7 protein-coding genes are annotated in these 5378 nt (G+C 30.6%); all 7 read right to left on the bottom strand.

Annotation, left to right across the window (positions count from 1 at the left end):
• Positions 1-227 precede the first annotated feature (227 nt).
• Positions 228-797, bottom strand: a complete 570-nt coding sequence (locus tag BUC03_RS14685) for a hypothetical protein (RefSeq protein WP_073153803.1) — start codon at positions 795-797, stop codon at positions 228-230.
• Positions 798-954: 157 nt separating this feature from the next.
• Positions 955-1698, bottom strand: a complete 744-nt coding sequence (locus BUC03_RS14680) for a hypothetical protein (protein WP_073153800.1) — start codon at positions 1696-1698, stop codon at positions 955-957.
• Positions 1698-1910 (bottom strand): hypothetical protein, encoded by a 213-nt coding sequence (locus BUC03_RS14675; RefSeq protein WP_073153797.1) that lies wholly within the window; start codon positions 1908-1910, stop codon positions 1698-1700. Before BUC03_RS14675 ends, BUC03_RS14680 begins: the two co-directional genes overlap by 1 nt.
• Before the next feature lie 223 nt (positions 1911-2133).
• A complete protein-coding gene (locus BUC03_RS14670) occupies positions 2134-2727 on the bottom strand; it encodes a hypothetical protein (RefSeq protein ID WP_073153794.1) in 594 nt (197 codons plus the stop codon).
• Positions 2728-2875: 148 nt separating this feature from the next.
• Entirely contained in the window at positions 2876-3502 is a 627-nt protein-coding gene (locus tag BUC03_RS14665; protein WP_143159218.1) for a hypothetical protein, read from the bottom strand.
• Positions 3503-3654: 152 nt separating this feature from the next.
• Positions 3655-4155 carry a hypothetical protein gene (locus BUC03_RS14660; RefSeq protein ID WP_143159217.1) on the bottom strand — a complete coding sequence of 167 codons (501 nt, stop codon included), beginning with the start codon at positions 4153-4155 and terminating at the stop codon, positions 3655-3657.
• A 143-nt stretch (positions 4156-4298) separates the two neighbouring features.
• Complete coding sequence (locus BUC03_RS14655) at positions 4299-5114, bottom strand: hypothetical protein (RefSeq protein ID WP_073153786.1); 816 nt, start codon at positions 5112-5114, stop codon at positions 4299-4301.
• Positions 5115-5378 lie beyond the last annotated feature (264 nt).

Raw genomic sequence — 5378 nt, 5'->3', positions numbered from 1 at the left:
ATTCAGAACTTGAAATAGTTTCTTTAAGTGAAGTAGATAATTCTTTATTCGATTCTTCTTCAGATTTCATTGGTTTTCTCAAATTGTGTGTAACGGTCTCGTATAACCGTCAGTTACGGGATTAAAGTTAATAATTTTCGGTTAAGAACTGGCGTTAGCAATTCCGAGTGGATTCGGACGTAGTCGAATCCGCCGTAATTGCGGTTATACATTGTTGTACACCGTTTTTATTCACGTTTCTCAAGTTCCGTTTCTAATTCAATTCTATCTTTTTTAATCATTCTCCTACCTTTATTATACTTGGCATTCTTTTCGTCTTCTATTAGTTCTTCGATAAGAAATTCAAGCTCGGATTTTGTCAATTCCTTTGGCGTTTTTGTATAAATACTTTCGTCAATTTCTGATTTTTCCAGTTGAGAATTTTCTAATTCATTAATTCTTTCAGTCGGTTTTTCAGTTTCTACTTCGGTCAATTCATAACCAGATTTTGGCAATTCCTTTTTTCCGATAGTTTGCAGATAATCATTTAAAATCCGTTTTTCCACAAAGATTTTTCCTCCGCCAAATTTGTGTCGGTCAGACATATTTTTTTTAACTCCAGAAATCCAGTATTCATTTCCGGATTCAATTTCATAATAGTTTCCGCCCGAAACTCCAGTTCCATTTAAACTTTGAAATCCTTTACCATCAAAATAGACTGTTTTTCCACTTTTTGAGAATGAAACAAGTCCAATCCAAGCAGTTCCGTTATCCGAAAATCCGCTTTTTAATTCTATATATTTTAATTCTGTTCTCAATGTTTCTTAAATGGTGTACAACGTGTTTGTATATGGTTTGTTGCGTGGTTTAAGCACCTAATTTAGCAAATAAAAACCGAATAGAAAATCCGCGAGGATTTTCGTAAGTAAGCTAGAACTAGCAATAAATTATATACGGTGTTGTGTGTAGTGTTTTTTATTCAGCAGTATCGGTATCTGAATCTCCTTCAGTTTGTGTCGTTGATAAGTACTTTATGTTGATATTTAAAATTTCACTATATGGAATAACAAAATAATTACTTGTTATAATTTTATTTTCACCATTTTGTTTTTTCATTGGATATGAAAGAACTATGTATTCAACTGAATTATTTTTATCCAATTGATAGTCTATTAAATTACCTCTATAAATTACTTCACTATCATTTGATTTGGCTAATACGTCAACTAATCTATGATTAACGTCATCTGAGGATATTTCATCATCATCGCTATATTTTTTAATATCAAGCACTTCTCCTGAAAAAAGATAATACCAGTTATTATCATATCTAAGGAAGTTAGTTTTTCTATCCCATTTTTTTACTCTTACTAAGTTTCTGAATAAGTAAGAAATTAAAGCAGAAACAGTTGTTAATGATATAAAATATAAAATGATTTTGTAAATATTATCTGTAATGTTACTGTAGTCGGTTATTGACCTTGGGTCAAATAAAAGTTTGAATAGAATGTCAAAATCAATCTTATAACCAATAAGCTCAACGAAAGTTATCCAAATTGCGTGTAAAACACCAGCAAGGAATATTCCACTAAAAATTTCTTGAAGAGTATTTTTATTAGTAAAGGATTTAGATAATTCTTTTGTAAAGTATGTCCTTCTTGCAATTATTGCTGGTGAAACTATTAAAAAAATAGCTAAACTAACAATTGCAATATTCATTATCTAGAAGGTCTTAATTGTCTAACAGAATAAGAAGATTTTCCGTCTTTACTTTTTATAGTAAATTCTCCATTCTTATCAACTTTAGTATAGACTTGTTTAGATAGAAATTTGTCAGATACGATTCGTTTAGAGCTACCTGAAACTTGTCTAGTTCGAGTTTCTCCAAAGATAATTTTGTGTAAAGTAGATTTTTCTTTTTTAGTTCCCATAGTATCAAATATAGTACAAAAATTAATCCAAAGTAATTTTTATTTGTTTTTTATTCCAATTTATTAGTCGAAAACTCATTTTTTACATTACACACAACGTGTTTGTATATGGTTTGTTGCGTGGTTAAGCAACTAAGTTAACAAATAAAAACCGAATAGAAAATCCGCGAGGATTTTCGTAAGTAGGCTAGAACCAAGCAATAAATTATATACGGTGTTGGCATTAGTTTTTATTTTCATAAAACTTGAATTCTCCTGGTTCAGTTCTTAAATCGGAATCATTTAATCCACTTTCCCATCCTTTTTTATTAAATTCTTTGGAAAGATGTTTTTTGTATTTCGTAAAAAGATTGTTGTAAATCAAATAATCTTTTTTAGTAATTAATGGGTCAGTTAACGCAATTTGTTCATTTAGCCCAACAGGATAACGAGCATTTGAAACACATTGTGTCGATAATACTGATTGAAATTCCTTTTGTTCATTATTTGGTCTAAAACGATTTAATTTAGAAAGTTGGTTCAAGTCGTGAGTTTTAATTTCTTTTTGAAGTTTACCTTTATTCACTAATTCCGGATTATTCAAAACAGCAATTCCTTTTAATAAATTCTCTAAAGCATAGGACATTAAAAGATAAGTAGCACGAGAGAAAACTGGTCTCTTTATCGTTTTTTGGTTTTCAAAATGAAATGTTTGATAGAAATGAGCTTTTTCTTTAATCAAATAGAGCTCTTCAACAGCTTCATTTAATTCCAAAGCGGCTTGAAACCAATGTTCTGGGCTTGAATAATAAATAAATCTTTTCTTTTTATTCGCCATTTCTCAAATTAATGCCAACGGTTTTGTATAATTTCCCAGCTAAGGGAAGGTTAGGAGTAAAGATAATAAAAAGAGCTAACTTCGACGCTTTTGCGTCTGTGTCCGCAGGACACAATCAAACCTTAGTTGGAATTATACGGTGTTAGCATTAGTTTTTTTCTTTAAACATATGATTTTTTATCTTAGTTTCCCATTCCGAGTATTCAATTTTTTTTAATCCTTTGCTCGAAATCAGTTTTGTGTTTTTGTCTAACTTTTTTAGAACAGATTTGAGTTTTGGATTACCATTCATATATGGCCAATCTGTAAAAAGTCTGCCATATTCCCAATAATTATAATTGTCTTTGATTGATTCTTGCCATTTATTTAAATGGTAACTATTCAAATGTTTCCCATTTACTCTAGGGTCAAATAAAATCATTGTTATCAAACTTTCTGTTCCGTTTCTATTTCTCCAAGAGTAACTTATAATTACAGTATATCCGTTAATTTTTCCAATCAGGTGGTCTTTTTCATTGGTGAATCCAACTTTCAGGAAATCAGTAAACTTTGCTGTTTTTATCTTTTTTATTCTTTGTTTAGGACCAATATATTTGTCGTAAGCAAAGATTAGAGTGCCAATAAAAATTGATAAGCAAACGGTTAGTAAAATTAGATGGGTAAATCCTTCAATTCCCATATTAAAGTTTCCCGTTATTAAAGATGATAATAAAGTTGAGAAGACTATAATTGAAAAATAACCTAATGCTTTTCTATAGTAGTTAAGAATTTTCATCAAATTAATGCTAACGTTAATGTATATGGAAAGTTGCGTGTTTGTGTGCGAGGATTTTCCGAAGGAAAATCAGAAGCTAGCAAACAAAGCAACTAACATTGGTTAAGCACAAAACAGCAATTTTTTATATACTGTGTTGTGCATAGTTTTTTTTAATTTAGAATTAGAGGTGTCATTTCAGACTTTAATTTGTCATAATCCGCTTGAGTTATTACGCCTAATTCTAATAATTCTTTAGCTTCTTTCAATTTGGAAATAGCTTCTTCTTTTGTTAATTTTCTATTAGGATTTTTTATTTCTCCAAGCTCCAATGCTGTATCATAATCAATTAAAACAGGAATAAGTCCATAACCTTTAAAATGCGCATACACTTTGTATCCATTTTTTTCCGTTCCGTAGGTTTTTAATTTATCCACAATTACTTTTTTGTCAGCTAATGTGTTTGAAACTCTTTGTCCTCCTTGCGAAATATAAGTAAATCCTAAATCAGATGTCGGAATGCCAATTGTCAAAGTGTCTCCAACTTTTAAGGTATCTCCAATTTTGGTCAAATAAATTTTGTATTCAGATTTTTTCGTCAATTTTCCATATTCCGCTGTTTGGGAATAGCCAATCGAAAAGCTAAATATTAGTATAAAAGTAAATATTCTCATTTTTGGTCAAATTATGCACAACGGTCGCGTATAACCGTCCGTTACGGGTTAAATTAGCGATAATTTTTGGTTTAGCACAGGCGTTAGCAATTCCGAGTGGATTCTGACGTAGTCGAATCCGCCGTAATTGCGGTTATACATTGTTACCTGCTGGCTTTTATTATTTCAGTTGTTTGGTCTGTTATACTTTTCGTTTGTAATTTTATGCTAAATACTTCTAATTCCGTTTTTAAATTCATTTCCATTTCCAGATAGAATTTCGTGAAGAATTGTTTTTCGATATCATAATCTATTTGTCCTTTTCCGATTCCGTCCAATTCCATTTCGTAATCTTTAGTTGCAGATTTTATAGTATAGACTTGGTCAAGGTCAAAATATCCAATTCCGTTTTCTACTTTTTTCAATGTATAAATTGAGTTGATTTCCATTTCAATTGTTACATCTGCAATTGGCATTGACATTGGGTTTTTCTGCTCAAAACTTTCTCCAACTTTAATTTTTCTGTTAGGATATTTGATTTGATTCATCATCGATTCCATTGCAGGAAGTAATGTTCTCTTTTTTTCTTCTGTCATTGTCGAAGAGTAAATAGAGTCAATTTTAGTCTTTCCATCAATTGATTTTCCGAAAAATTTGGTTCCACTTGTTAAGGTCGGATTATTTGATTCTAATAATTCTATGTCAATCGAAAATTCGTTCCCTTTTAGTTTTCCAGTTTTAGAAACACTTTTTAAAAGGCTTGTATCTTTCGTTATTGTTGGGTTTTCAACTCCGTTGTTTTTTAAATTTTTAAGTATTTCGTCTGACGCAATATATTTTACATTGTTTTCCGAAATCTGTTTTTGGGTTAACGTGTAATTGTAATTTGGTAAGTAACCAACTTTAAAATCAATTTCCTCTTGACTCTTACAAGAAGTAATTGAGATTGTCAATAAAATAAGTAGGATTGTTTTCTTCATTCGGTTTTTTCAGCTTGCAGGTAACGGTTTTGTATAATTTTCCAGCTAAGGAAAGGTTAGGAGTAAAGATAGTAAAAAGAGCTAACTTCGACGTTTTTGCGTCTGTGTCCGCAGGACACAACTAAACCTTAGTTGGAATTATACGTTGTTGTAAAACGTATTTATTCGATCATTATTTCAGCTGCCTTCCAGACATAATCCTTTGCAAATTCACCAAAATAACTGATGTAATCACCCTCTTTTGATATAACTACGAAACTACTA

The organism is Mesonia phycicola (genome assembly GCF_900141885.1).
Lineage (GTDB): Bacteria > Bacteroidota > Bacteroidia > Flavobacteriales > Flavobacteriaceae > Mesonia > Mesonia phycicola.
Note: the sequence above shows the minus strand (reverse complement) of the source record. Positions and strands in the feature narration are given on the sequence as shown.

Bases quoted from the DNA above. Each gene is read 5' to 3' on its own strand.
- BUC03_RS14680 (WP_073153800.1), bottom strand. From the start codon at position 1,698: ATGAATATTGCAATTGTTAGTTTAGCTATTTTTTTAATAGTTTCACCA.
- BUC03_RS14675 (WP_073153797.1), bottom strand. From the start codon at position 1,910: ATGGGAACTAAAAAAGAAAAATCTACTTTACACAAAATTATCTTTGGA.
- BUC03_RS14670 (WP_073153794.1), bottom strand. From the start codon at position 2,727: ATGGCGAATAAAAAGAAAAGATTTATTTATTATTCAAGCCCAGAACAT.
- BUC03_RS14665 (WP_143159218.1), bottom strand. From the start codon at position 3,502: ATGAAAATTCTTAACTACTATAGAAAAGCATTAGGTTATTTTTCAATT.
- BUC03_RS14660 (WP_143159217.1), bottom strand. From the start codon at position 4,155: ATGAGAATATTTACTTTTATACTAATATTTAGCTTTTCGATTGGCTAT.
- BUC03_RS14655 (WP_073153786.1), bottom strand. From the start codon at position 5,114: ATGAAGAAAACAATCCTACTTATTTTATTGACAATCTCAATTACTTCT.